Raw genomic sequence first — 11,605 nt, 5'->3', positions numbered from 1 at the left:
GGAGGAGCGCTCCATGCCCCACAACTCAGCCTGTGGATAGCGGTGTGGATAATCTGCGCGAAACGCCGCGCTCTATGTGCACAACCTGTGGGCAAACCTGTGGACTACCAAAGAATTTCATGGGTTATATTGCCCCTGACCGGGCTTTTAGTTTCCCCCAGCCTGTGTGAAGAAACTTGTTTAAACACGGCATCGAAGCTTGCCCCCATTGTGGGTGACCCTGTGTACAAAGTTGTGACAAAAGCTTGCGCTGTGCGGTTAAACAGGTGTAGCGGCGGACTCTCGTCCGCCGCTACACCGAGTAGTTCCTGAGCCTATTTGGCAGCGACCACCTGAAGGGTGATCGTCGCGAAAAGGTCTTCGCGCAGGCGAACGGTCGCCTCGTGCTCGCCGACCACCTTGATGGCGTTGGGGAGCTCGATCTTGCGCTTGTCGAGAGAGCCGATTCCGGCTGCTTCGACGGCCGCTGCGACGTCCGAGGTCTTGACCGAGCCGAAGAGGCGGCCTTCGCTGCCGGCCTTGACCGTCAGCTTGACCTTGGTCGCCTCGAGCTTGGCCTTGAGGTCCTGGGCTTCTTCGATGGTGGCGAGCTCGCGTGCGACGCGTGCAGCCTTGATCGAGTCGACCTGCTTCTCGCCACCACGGGTCCACGCCACGGCGAAGCCCTGGGGGATGAGGTAGTTGCGGGCGTAGCCGTTCTTGACGTCGACGACGTCGCCGGCGGATCCGAGGCCGGAGACCTCGTGGGTCAGAATGAGTTTCGACATGTCTTCCGGCTCCTAACGGCCCGAGCCGGCGTAGGGCAGGAGCGCCATCTCGCGCGCGTTCTTGACGGCGCGGGCGATGAGGCGCTGCTCCTGCACGGAGACACCGGTGATACGGCGAGCGCGGATCTTGCCACGCTCGGAGATGAACTTACGCAGGGTTGCGACGTCTTTGTAGTCGATGACTCCGACTCGGATCGACTTCGCGGGGGCGGCGTTCTTGCCGTCCTTGCCCTTGCGGATCGGCTTGCGGCGGTCGCCGCTCGACTTTCCAGCCATGATTTCCTTTGCTTTCGTTTAAGTGTGCTTCGCGACGGATGCCGCGTCCGGGAGCTGAGCTCCGGAACGCCGGTCGCTGCTTAGAAGGGGGTCTCGTCGTTGAAGTTGCCGGGCGAGCTCCACACATCCGCTCCCGAGGAGGAGTCGGACGCGGGTGCTGCGGCAGCCCACGGCTCGTCGACGGCGCCGGCCGGTGAGCCGCCCCGCGACGACTGCGCACGCGTGACGGAGGCGGTGGCGTAACGGAGCGAGGGTCCGATCTCGTCGATTTCGAGTTCGATGGACGTGCGCTTCTCACCTTCCTTCGTCTCGTACGAACGCTGCTTGAGACGTCCCGTTGCGATGACTCGGGATCCCTTGGTCAGCGATCCTGCGACGTGCTCGGCGAATTCACGCCAGACGCTCGCGCGAAGGAACAGGGCCTCGCCATCTTTCCAGTCGTTGGTCGCGCGGTCGAAGCTGCGCGGAGTGGATGCGATGGTGAAGTTGGCAACCGCCAGCCCGTTCTGCGTGTAACGCAGCTCCGGGTCGCTGGTGAGGTTGCCCACCACGGTGATTACGGTCTCGCCTGCCATTGGACTAGGCGGTCTTCTCGGCGGCGGCGGCCTTGGCGGGAGCGGCAGCCTTGCGGGCGGCCTTCTCGTCGGCGAGCTTCGCGGCTGCCGCGACCTGGGCGATCGCTTCTTCGGCGCGAAGCACCTTGGTGCGCATGACGGCCTCGCTGAGCTTCAGCTGGCGGTCGAGCTCCTTGGTGGTCTCGCCGGTAGCGGTCAACTGAACGACGGCGTAGATGCCTTCGGACTTCTTGTTGATCTCGTAGGCGAGACGGCGGCGGCCCCAGATGTCGACACTGTCGACCGTTCCACCGTCGTTACGAACGACGTTGAGGAACTTGTCAAGGCTGGGAGCTACGGTGCGCTCGTCGATCTCTGGATCGAGGATGACCATCAACTCGTACTGATGCATGACTAACCCACCTCCTTTGGACTTGGCGGTTACAGACGGTCTGTAACAGGAGGGTTCTACATCTGTCATCGGGCACACTGAGCCCAGACAACCTACCTAGCGTACCGGATGCATCCCCGCCCCGCCACTCGGCTCCAGGCCGGCGGATCTCAGGCGCTGGTCCAGCAGATCCGGGCGCCGTGCTTCGAGCCAGGTCCACCGCACCACCCTCTTGCCCGTTGCTCGAAGCCGATCCTCGCGGACCTTCTCATCCCACACGATCTCCTCGATCGAGCGGCGACCCGTGAATTCCTGCCGGGTGTACTTCACATGGCCGTCGAACTCTCCGAAATGGCCCTCCCACTCGAAGTCGGGATAGTCGGCTCCGCCGTCGCCCCGATCGATCCTGCTCTGCAGGATCGGCGGGGGATAACCCAGTCGATGGATCTGGACACGGCTGAGCGACTCACCCGGGGATCCGGCACGTCCGTCCGCGAAGGCGCAGGCGGCCAGTGCGCGCGCGCTTCCCCGTCGCGGCCCTTCCCGTTCGAGACGCTCGAGGAGACCGTTCCTGTCGCGCCCCGGCGCCTGTGAACCGTCCGCTCTGACCACCGTCCGACCGATCCCGTAGTCAAGAGATGCCACAGCGGACTCGAACGATGTGGTCTTCGCGAGATCGATGAGTGTTCGCTCGAGGGACGTGACCGCGAATCCGTCGATCGTCTCGATCTCCTCTCCGTTGAGTCCGTCACGGTGCCACACGATGCCGTTGCGCGAGCGCATCCCCGTCCTGCCGAGGGCAATGGCGTGAACCGACTCCGGCCACCTGCCGATGATCGGAAGGCCCCACAGCGCGGCAGCCGAAATGTGGGAGAAGCAGAACGGAATCGATCGCGTTGCGGCCGCTGCATGCATCCGCGCAAGGTGCCTGGCACGTCCATCCGCCGAATCCCATGGCGCCGTTTCGCAGTAGACACCCCGACGGATCCGAACCAGCTCACCGGCCGCAACACCTCGTCTGAGCGCACGGCCGTCATCTCCTGGCCATGGGGAGTTCCAGGCGAGCAGGAGACGGGGAGCGATGTCGTCGGTCACCCTTCAACCGTGCCGTTGTCACTTCCCGACGACACGGCTCCTGCCCGGATCTGTGGATGTACTTCGTCGATCGCCCAGGTGTGGAGGAGCCTCAGCCCGCGCCGAAAGTGACTGTTCCGGCCGAGAGTGACACGTGCGCCGTTCGCGCTCGTCCGAAACTGACCATCTCGGCGCTACGGGCGACTCTCGCGAAAGTGCGGGGCTAGCGCGCGGCCCACCATGTGGTCAGGCGCCGCGCCGCCTCGTCCTCGCCGAGCGGCCCCTCGTCGAGCCGCAGCTCCAGCAGGTACCGCAGCGCCTCGCCCACCTCGCGCCCCGGCTTCAGCCCGAGCAGCTGCATCACGCGCTCCCCGTCGAGGTCGGGGCGCACAGCATCCAGCTCCTCCTTCTCCTGGAGCTGACGGATGCGGTCCTCGAGATCGTCGTATGCGAACCCGAGCCGGTCGGCCTTGCGCTTGTTCCGGGTCGTCACATCCGCACGGGTCAGCATGTGGAGGCGTTCGAGCTGCGGTCCCGCATCGCGCACATAGCGCCGCACGGCCGAATCCGTCCAGGCGCCGTCGGTGTACCCGAAGAACCGCAGGTGCAGCTCGATCAGTCGGTCGACCGCATCCACCGTGTCGTTGTCGAAGCGCAGCGCACGCAGGCGCTTCTTGGCGAGCTTCGCCCCGACGATGTCGTGGTGGTAGAAACTGACGGCGCCGCCCGGCTCCAGTCGCCGCGTGGCCGGCTTGCCGATGTCGTGGAGGAGGGCAGCGAGCCGCAGCACGAGGTCGGGCTGCTCGTCGGGGTGCCGCTCGCGCTCATAGCCGATGGCCTGGTCGAGGACGGTGAGGCTGTGCTGGTAGACATCCTTGTGATGGTGGTGCTCATCGATCTCGAGCCGCAGCGCAGGTACCTCGGGGATGACCAGCTCCGCCAGCCCCGTCTCGACGAGAAGCTCGACTCCGCGGCGCGGCGCCGGGCTGCAGAGCAGTTTCGACAGCTCGTCGCGGACGCGCTCGGCGCTGACGATCTCGATGCGGTCGGCAAGCTCCTCCATCGCGTCGCGGGTCTCGTCGTCGACGGTGAACCCCAGCTGTGCCGTGAAACGCGCCGCCCGCATCATCCGCAGCGGGTCGTCTCCGAACGAGATCGCGGGAGTGCTGGGCGTGCGCAATGTCCCGCTGATCAGATCATCGACGCCGCTCGACGGGTCGACCAGGACGGTCTCCGGCACCCGCAGTGCGAGAGCGTTGACCGTGAAGTCCCGCCGCACGAGATCGCCGTCGAGCGTGTCCCCGAACACGACATCGGGCTTGCGGGTCTCCCCGTCGTAGCTGTCGGCGCGGTAGGTCGTGATCTCGACGGTCTCGCCGGCGATCCGTGTACCGATCGTCCCGAACTCCCGGCCGATGTCCCAGTGCGCGTCGGCGAGCGGGGCGACCACACGCAGGATGTCGTCTGGTCGGGCGTTCGTGGTGAAGTCGAGGTCGTTCACCGGGCGGCCGAGGAGCGCATCCCGCACCGGGCCGCCGACGAGCGCGAGCTCGTATCCGGCGTCGGCGAAGGCCGCGGCGAGCCTGGTGACGATGGACGTGTTCGCGAGGTCGCCGAGGCGCTCGAGGGATTCGGCGACGCTCTGCATGGTGCTCCAGTTTAACCGGGACGGGCCGGATCACGCTCTCCACATGCGGCCCTCCTCGCCGGAGTCTCACAGGGCCAACCCCCTAGAATTGGCGACATGGAGGCCGAGCGGGAGTCGTGCGTCGACGCATGAATTCGACCCGCCGACCCCGTATCCCGGGCCTGCGCAGACTGGCGGTGTTCGCCACCGCGACGGTCCTGGGTGTCGTGGCCTTCGCCGCCTCCGGCTCCGTCGCGGCGTCCCCTGCGGTCGCGCAGTCGGCGCCGCAGGCGTCGGCCGTGCGTTCGGCGGCGGATGCGGCGAGCCCGCTGACCGTGACCGTCGCGCCTGACAACGGCGGCATCCTCGCACCGGGCCAGGACCTCACCGTCCAGGTATCGGTCACAAACGGCGCCGCCACCGCTTTCGTCTCGGGAACGGTCGAACTGTGGTTCGACAAGACGCCCATCGAGTCCCGCAAGTCCCTGGCGACCTGGCTCGGCTCCGCCGACACACCGCAGGAAGCACAGACGGTAGGGCGCGCGCCGGTCGGCGGTCTCGAGCCCGGCATGACGTCGGTGGTCCGCGTGACGGTGCCCGCTGCATCCGTGCCGGTCGCCGGGCGGACGACCGCGGGCGTCTTCGGCATCGGGGCCACCGTCTCGATCGGGTCCGGCACCAAAGCGGGCGGCCGAACGACGCTGGCCTGGAACTCCGGAGCCGAGGTCACCCGCTCGAACGTCTCGGTCGTGATGCCGATCACTGCGCCGGCGACGTCCGCGGGCCTGATCTCGTCTGCAGACCTCGCTGCTTTCACCGCACCGAACGGCGTCCTCACCCGCCAGCTCGACGGGCTGATCGGACACCCGTCGGTCGCAATCGGCATCGATCCGATGATTCTCGCGTCGATCCGGGTGCTCGGCTCGGCAGCGCCACCGAGCGCAACGCAATGGATGCTCTCCCTCTCCGAGCTCCCGAACGATGCCTTCTCGCTCGGCTATGGCGACGCCGACCTCGCGGGGCAGTTCCAGAGCGGATTGACGGCCCCTCTGGCTCCGACAGCACTCGGCTACGCGATGGATCCCGCGAACTTCCAGGCGCCATCGGCACCGGTGGGGGAGCCGACCGGCACGGCGACTCCGGAGACCGCGGGTGCCACCCCGACGCCGACGCCGACGACCCCTCCCGGGCCCGTGCTGCCCACCGTGAACCAGTTGATCGCCTGGCCGTTCACGCTCAACGGCGTCGCGTGGCCCGCTGAGAACTCGGTGCGCACGACCGACCTCACCTCTCTCGTGCGCAACGGGTTCACGACCCCGATCCTGTCTGGGGACAACACGAATGCCGCCGACCTGCCCGCGACGCCGAGCGCTGTTCTCCCGATCGCCGGCGGCAAGGCACTCGTCGCCGACGCGGGCATCTCGGCCGCCCTGCGCGCTGCAGCGACGGCGGCCGACGACACCAGCTGGAATGCGGCGATGTCCCAGGTCAACGCTCAACTCGGCCTCGTGAGCGAAGAAGGCGGTGCCCCCCGCAGTCTGGTCGTGACTCTCGGCCGCTCGTGGCCGTCCAGCGGAACGCAGCTCGAACGCACGTTCCGGGCGATCCAGACGTCGCCGTGGGCCAACGCGGTCGCCCTCCCGCATATCCTGTCGAGCGCGCAGACCGCGGGCCTGGCCATGAAGAACAAGGCCGAATCCGAAGCCCGTATCACGGGCATCAGGGGCCTGCTCGACACGGAGGCCAGGGTCCATGACTTCGCGACGATCCTCGACGACCCGACGACGATGACCGGTCAGAACCGGGCCCAGCTCCTCACCCTGCTGGCCGTGTCGTGGCTCGAGCCGCGCAACGACTGGCCGAGCGCGGTCTCGAACAATCTCCAAGCGTCGTTCAAGACCCTCGACTCGGTGAAGATCCTGCCGACCGAGAACGTGAATCTGGTGAGCGCTCAAGGGTCGATCCCGTTCACCGTCAGCAACGGCCTCACGGATGAGGCGGTCACCGTCGTGCTCAGCGCTTCGCCGTCGAACAGCCGGCTTGAGATCGACGACGACGTGACCAAGCGCATCCAGCCCGATTCGCGCGCCACAGTTCTGGTTCCGGTCAAGGCGAAGCTCGGCAACGGGCAGGTCGTCCTCACGCTGCAGCTCCTCAGTCCGACCGGCGTGAAGATCGGGACGCCCACGGCGGTCACGGTGGATGTCCACGCCGACTGGGAGGGCATCGGCGCGCTCATCGTCGGCGTGCTCCTGGTGCTCCTCTTCGGTTTCGGTATCGTGCGGAACATCCTCCGCCGCCGCCGCGAGAACGCGGCCGCCGGGAATGCTGCTGATGAGAAGGCGGGCCCGTCGGACGGCGACGCCGCAGCAGCAGCCGACGCCGCCAGCCGACCCGATGACACGCAGGACCAGACCGACGACGCAAAGGAGCCGAGTGTCTAGCATCGGTCGCTCCAGCGCGATGCTCGCGTCGGGCACGTTCGTCTCCCGCATCCTCGGCTTCGTCAAGGCCTGGCTTCTCCTCCAGGCGATCGGAGCCCTGAGCTTCGCGGCGAACGCCTACGCGACATCGACGATCGTCCCGAACAGCATCTACGCGATCATCGCGCAGGGCATCCTCAACGCCGTGCTCGTGCCTCAGATCGTCCGGGCCTCTGTGCACTCCGACGGCGGCAAGGCCTACATAAACAAGCTGGTCACGCTAGGAATCTTGATCTTCGCGGCCGTCGCACTGGTGGCGACGTTGCTGTCGCCCCTTCTGATGCAGCTCTTCGGTCTGCGCGGTTCGCACGCCGAACTCGCGACGGCGTTCGCGTACTGGTCGCTGCCCCAGATCTTCTTCCTCGGTCTCTACACGCTGCTGGGCGAAGTGCTCAACGCCCGCAAGTCCTTCGGGCCGTTCACCTGGGCGCCCGTGGTGAACAACGTCGTTGCCATCACGATGCTCATCGTCTTCATCGTCGCGTTCGGCACCGACCCCAACGGAACCCGTTCGCCGCACTGGACTCCGACGATGGTGGCGATCCTCGCCGGCGGTGCGACGCTCGGCGTGGCCGTGCAGGCGCTGATCCTCTTCTTCTTCTGGAAACGCATCGACCTGCGCTTCCGCTTCGACTTCCGCTGGCGCGGTGTCAACCTCGGGCACGCCGGCAAGGCGGCGGGCTGGACCTTCGCCATGCTCCTAGCGACCCAGGTGGCCGGCCTCATCGAGACCAACGTCGCGAACTCCGCCGGAGTCGGTTTCGCCGGCCCACTGGTCATGAACAACGCCTGGCTGATCTTCATGCTCCCGCACGGCATCATCGCGGTCTCGATCGTCACCGCCTTCTACACGCGGATGGCCGAGCACGCGCAGGCGGAGGACATCCCGTCGTTTCGCACCGACTTCTCGAGCGCGGCCCGATCCATCCTGCTCCTGATCACGTTCTGCGCGGCGGCACTCATCGTCGTCGCCTTCCCGCTATCGCGGATCTTCACCCCGGACTACCAGGCGTTCGGCTTCGTGCTCATCGGCTACCTCGTCGGCCTGGTGCCGTTCTCGCTCGTCTTCATGTCGCAGCGCGCCTTCTATTCACTCGGCGACACACGCACCCCGTTCTTCTTCACTCTGGCCCAGGTCGTCGTGATCATCGCGGGCGTGCTGCTCTGCTTCCTGGTGGCACCCGATCTCCGGGCGGCCGCGATCGCCCTCGTCGTCTCGATCGCCGGCGGAATCCAGGCCATCATCGCGATCGGCCTCCTCCGGCGGCGGATCGGGGGAGTGGATGGGCGGCGCATCGTGAGCGGGCTGTGGCGCTTCCTCGTCGCTGCCGCAATCTCGATGCTCGCCGGTGCCGGCGTGCTGCTGCTCCTCGGCGGGGTCTCAGAGGGAGCGTTCCCGGTGTCCGGATTCTTCGCCGCCGTCGTCTCCATCGCGCTGTCCGGGGTCGTGATGCTCGCGGTCTATGTCGGGGCACTCGTACTGCTGCGTTCATCCGATCTGCGGACGGGTCTGGCCCCCTTGACAAACCGGATGAGCCGCCGCTCCGAACACACAGACGACGCGGAATAGCATCCACTTAGGATGTGTTGTACGGGTGAGCGAGTCTTACCGGCCCGCCAATGACAGTGCAAGGAGTTCCCGAGTGCGGCAGATCATCATCATCGGTTCCGGCCCGGCCGGATACACGGCAGCCGTGTATGCGGCGCGCGCCAACCTCAAGCCGCTGCTGATCGCCTCGTCCGTCGAGGCCGGCGGTGAGTTGATGAACACGACCGAGGTGGAGAACTTCCCCGGTTTCCCCGACGGTATCCAGGGGCCCGACCTCATGATGAAGATGCAGGCGCAGGCCGAGAGGTTCGGCACCGAGGTCGTCCTCGACGATGTCGTGAGCGTCGAGTTGTCCGGCGACGTTAAGACCGTGACGCTCGGATCCGGTGCCGTGCACCAGGCGCTCGCGGTGATCTTCGCGACCGGTTCCGCCTATCGCAAGCTCGGTCTCGAAGACGAAGAGCGCCTCGCCGGCCACGGCGTCTCCTGGTGTGCCACCTGCGACGGGTTCTTCTTCCGCGAGCGCGTGATCGCGGTCGTCGGCGGCGGCGACTCCGCCATGGAGGAGGCAACCTTCCTCACCCGTTTCGCTGACAAGGTCTATGTCATCCACCGCAAGGACTCCCTGCGCGCGTCGAAGATCATGCAGGACCGCGCGTTCGCGAACGACAAGATCGAGTTCGTGTGGAACTCCGAGGTCGTAGGCATCCAGGGCACCGAGACCGTGACCGGCGTGACCCTGCGCGACACAGTGACCGGCGCTGAGCGTCCTCTGGAACTCCAGGGCCTGTTCATCGCGATCGGCAACGACCCGCGCGTCCACCTGGTGCACGGCCAGCTCGACCTCACCTCGGACGGCACGATCGCGGTCGCCGGCCGGAGTTCCAAGACAGCGCTCGCCGGTGTGTTCGCCGCCGGTGACGTGATCGACCCGACCTACCGCCAGGCCGTCACGGCCGCCGCGTCGGGTACCGTTGCGGCACTCGATGCCGAACACTACCTCGCGAGCCTCCCCGAAGACCTGCTGGCCCAGGCCGGCGATCTCGAACTCACAACCACCGCATAAAAGGAGAAATCACAAAATGTCTGCAGCACGTTCGGTGACGGATGCTTCCTTCCAGGATGACGTCCTCAACAGCGAGAAGACGATCCTCGTCGACTTCTGGGCTGAGTGGTGCGGCCCGTGTCGCGCCGTCGGGCCCATCCTCGACCAGATCGCGGTCGAGCACGCCGACAAGATCGAGGTCGTCAAGCTGAACGTCGACGAGAACCCGCAGACCGCTGCGAAGTACCAGATCACCTCCATCCCCGCGATGAAGGTGTACCAGGGTGGCGAGGTCGTCAAGACCGTCATCGGTGCCAAGCCGAAGCCTGCCCTCGAAGCCGACCTCGCCGCCTACCTGTCGTAGCCGACGAGAGTTTCCAGACCCGTCCGGCACACGCCGGGCGGGTCTTTTTCGTGTATTCGTGTTCCACGTGAAACGTTCCCCGATTCTCTGCAACCGGGGTCCCGCAAATAGCATTGGCAGCAGCGTTCAGAACGGATGACAAGTGACAGCTCAGGGCGGCCCGACTTCGCAGGGCAATAACCTCGACCGGTGGTACGGCCACTACGCGCAGAGGACCAGCGGCCTCGCCGCCAGCGAAGTGCGAGCCCTTTTCGCCGTCGCCTCACGCCCCGAGGTCGTGTCCCTGGCCGGGGGAATGCCCTTCGTCTCCGCCCTTCCGCAGGATCTCGTGGTCGGCGCCATGGATCGCGTCATGCGCGAACAGGGGGCGGTCGCCCTGCAGTACGGTTCCGGGCAGGGTGTTCCGGCCTTGCGCGAGCAGATCCTCGATGTGATGGCACTCGAGGGGATCAGCGGCAGCGCGGACGATGTCGTGGTCACGACCGGATCGCAGCACGCGCTCGAGTTGTTCAGCAAACTCTTTCTCGATCCCGGTGACGTCGTTCTCGCTGAGGGACCGAGCTACGTCACGGCGATGGTGATCTTCCGCTCATACCAGGCAGAGGTCGATCATGTGCCGATGGACGAGCACGGCTTGATACCCGAAGCTCTTCGCGAGCACATCGCGGCTCTTAAAAGTGCTGGTAAGACGATAAAATTCCTCTACACGATCCCGACTTTCCACAACCCGGCCGGCGTGACGCTGTCCTGGGAGCGCCGGCTCGAGATCCTGGAAATAGCCAGGGCCAACGACATCCTGGTCCTCGAGGACAACCCATACGGCCTGCTCTACTTCGGGGAGAAACCCCCTGCGGCGATGCGCTCGGTCGAACGAGAAGGCGTCGTCTATCTCGGTACCTTCTCGAAGACCCTCGCGCCCGGCTTCCGCGTCGGCTGGGCACTCGCCCCGCACGCGATTCGTGAGAAGCTCATCCTCGCCAACGAGGCCGCGGTGCTCAGTCCGAGCTCCTATACCCAGCTCGTCGTCTCGGAATACCTGCGCGACGCCGACTGGAAGGGCCAGATCGACACTTTCCGCGGCGTCTACCGCGAGCGCAAAGAGACGATGATCTCGGCCCTCGAGGAGTACCTGCCCGAGTTGAGTTGGACGAATCCGAATGGCGGGTTCTATGTCTGGCTCACCCTGCCAGACCACCTCGACTCTAAGGCGATGCTTCCCCGAGCGGTCACCGAACTCGTCGCCTACACGCCCGGCACAGCATTCTTCGCGGATGGGAATGGTCGACAGAACATGCGCCTGTCCTTCTGCTATCCGACTCCCGAGCGCATCCGCGTCGGCATCCGCCGTCTCGCCGCCGTCATCAACGGCGAACTGGACCTCCTCGACACCTTCGCCGGTACGGGCTCGCTCACGGCGCTGAGACAGGACAAGTCCAGTGGCAACATCCCGACCGACCTGCACTAGTCGACCCCCG

11 protein-coding genes and 1 pseudogene are annotated in these 11,605 nt (G+C 66.1%); 5 read left to right on the top strand and 7 right to left on the bottom strand.

Annotated features, from left to right (window positions below; translation table 11 throughout):
• Positions 1–314: 314 nt before the first annotated feature.
• The 7 genes and pseudogenes from rplI to ACV7NN_RS11295 form a co-directional block, all read right to left on the bottom strand.
• The gene (gene rplI / locus ACV7NN_RS11325) at positions 315–767 is read right to left on the bottom strand and encodes a 50S ribosomal protein L9 (protein ID WP_463349675.1); all 453 of its coding nucleotides are present in this window, start codon (positions 765–767) and stop codon (positions 315–317) included.
• Between the two features lie 12 nt (positions 768–779).
• Positions 780–1,043, bottom strand: a complete 264-nt coding sequence (rpsR, locus tag ACV7NN_RS11320) for a 30S ribosomal protein S18 (RefSeq protein ID WP_055897232.1) — start codon at positions 1,041–1,043, stop codon at positions 780–782.
• 80 nt (positions 1,044–1,123) lie between these two features.
• Positions 1,124–1,618 (bottom strand): single-stranded DNA-binding protein, encoded by a 495-nt coding sequence (locus tag ACV7NN_RS11315; RefSeq protein ID WP_463349674.1) that lies wholly within the window; start codon positions 1,616–1,618, stop codon positions 1,124–1,126.
• A gap of 4 nt (positions 1,619–1,622) precedes the next feature.
• Positions 1,623–2,009, bottom strand: a complete 387-nt coding sequence (gene rpsF / locus ACV7NN_RS11310) for a 30S ribosomal protein S6 (RefSeq protein WP_463349673.1) — start codon at positions 2,007–2,009, stop codon at positions 1,623–1,625.
• 96 nt (positions 2,010–2,105) lie between these two features.
• Positions 2,106–2,903 (bottom strand): hypothetical protein, encoded by a 798-nt coding sequence (locus ACV7NN_RS11305; protein ID WP_463351336.1) that lies wholly within the window; start codon positions 2,901–2,903, stop codon positions 2,106–2,108.
• Between the two features lie 57 nt (positions 2,904–2,960).
• A pseudogene (locus ACV7NN_RS11300) lies at positions 2,961–3,083 on the bottom strand (hypothetical protein); the annotation flags it as partial.
• A gap of 202 nt (positions 3,084–3,285) precedes the next feature.
• Positions 3,286–4,710: a CCA tRNA nucleotidyltransferase gene (locus ACV7NN_RS11295; protein WP_463349672.1), complete on the bottom strand. Its 1,425-nt coding sequence runs from the start codon at positions 4,708–4,710 to the stop codon at positions 3,286–3,288.
• Between the two features lie 128 nt (positions 4,711–4,838).
• On the opposite strand from ACV7NN_RS11295, the gene ACV7NN_RS11290 reads away from it, so the two are divergent.
• The 5 genes from ACV7NN_RS11290 (at position 4,839) to ACV7NN_RS11270 (ending at position 11,595) form a co-directional block, all read left to right on the top strand.
• Entirely contained in the window at positions 4,839–7,133 is a 2,295-nt protein-coding gene (locus ACV7NN_RS11290; RefSeq protein WP_463349671.1) for a DUF6049 family protein, read from the top strand.
• Entirely contained in the window at positions 7,126–8,742 is a 1,617-nt protein-coding gene (gene murJ, locus ACV7NN_RS11285; protein ID WP_463349670.1) for a murein biosynthesis integral membrane protein MurJ, read from the top strand. The genes ACV7NN_RS11290 and murJ overlap by 8 nt, the downstream gene beginning before the upstream one ends.
• A 73-nt stretch (positions 8,743–8,815) precedes the next feature.
• Positions 8,816–9,787, top strand: coding sequence for a thioredoxin-disulfide reductase (trxB, locus tag ACV7NN_RS11280; RefSeq protein WP_463349669.1), 972 nt, complete (start codon positions 8,816–8,818; stop codon positions 9,785–9,787).
• Between the two features lie 16 nt (positions 9,788–9,803).
• Complete coding sequence (gene trxA / locus ACV7NN_RS11275; protein WP_345762680.1) at positions 9,804–10,130, top strand: thioredoxin; 327 nt, start codon at positions 9,804–9,806, stop codon at positions 10,128–10,130.
• A 142-nt stretch (positions 10,131–10,272) separates the two neighbouring features.
• Positions 10,273–11,595, top strand: coding sequence for an aminotransferase-like domain-containing protein (locus tag ACV7NN_RS11270; RefSeq protein ID WP_463349668.1), 1,323 nt, complete (start codon positions 10,273–10,275; stop codon positions 11,593–11,595).
• Positions 11,596–11,605 lie beyond the last annotated feature (10 nt).

The sequence above is a fragment of the Leifsonia sp. Ger2509 genome (assembly GCF_055231915.1).
Note: the sequence above shows the minus strand (reverse complement) of the source record. Positions and strands in the feature narration are given on the sequence as shown.